1 protein-coding gene is annotated in these 452 nt (G+C 28.1%); it reads right to left on the bottom strand.

All coding sequences use genetic code 11. The annotated features are described in order from the left end of the window. Positions 1–370 precede the first annotated feature (370 nt). Positions 371–452 (bottom strand): type I toxin-antitoxin system Fst family toxin (locus DEQ92_RS24505; protein WP_199522989.1); only part of this gene is annotated, 82 nt, incomplete at its 5' end.

The following is a 452-nucleotide window of genomic DNA, read 5'->3' as shown; positions in this document are numbered from 1 at the left end:
TAATAATATATTTTTTAGTCGAAAAAAACACAATAATTGGAAATAATTAATATTAAGTTAAGAATATAAGGATAATACAATAACCATTTCGTTATATGGGGTGAATATATTTAACTATCAAACGACAGTGAATTATTTATTACATCAAAAGTTAATATTGATTTTGTGAAATCTCAAATAGAATAATATTATTAGAATTAATTAGTTTGGTAATGTTAGCTTTTGAAAGAAAAATAACAAAAATAGAACTTTGCATTCCTACCTACTATGGTGTTATAATACATTTAACAAAAGCTTCGTGCATATATGCACCAAACCCCTCACTATTCCAAGTAGTGAGGGGTTTTTTTGTGTGGCTATTGTCGCCTATTTACTTATCGTTACGGTTACGTAGCCAATATGCAAATAAAGTAACGATACAACCACTGATGACTGTGGTCATGATGTGAACA

The sequence above is a fragment of the Haloferax sp. Atlit-6N genome (assembly GCF_003383195.1).
GTDB lineage: Archaea > Halobacteriota > Halobacteria > Halobacteriales > Haloferacaceae > Haloferax > Haloferax gibbonsii.
Note: the sequence above shows the minus strand (reverse complement) of the source record. Positions and strands in the feature narration are given on the sequence as shown.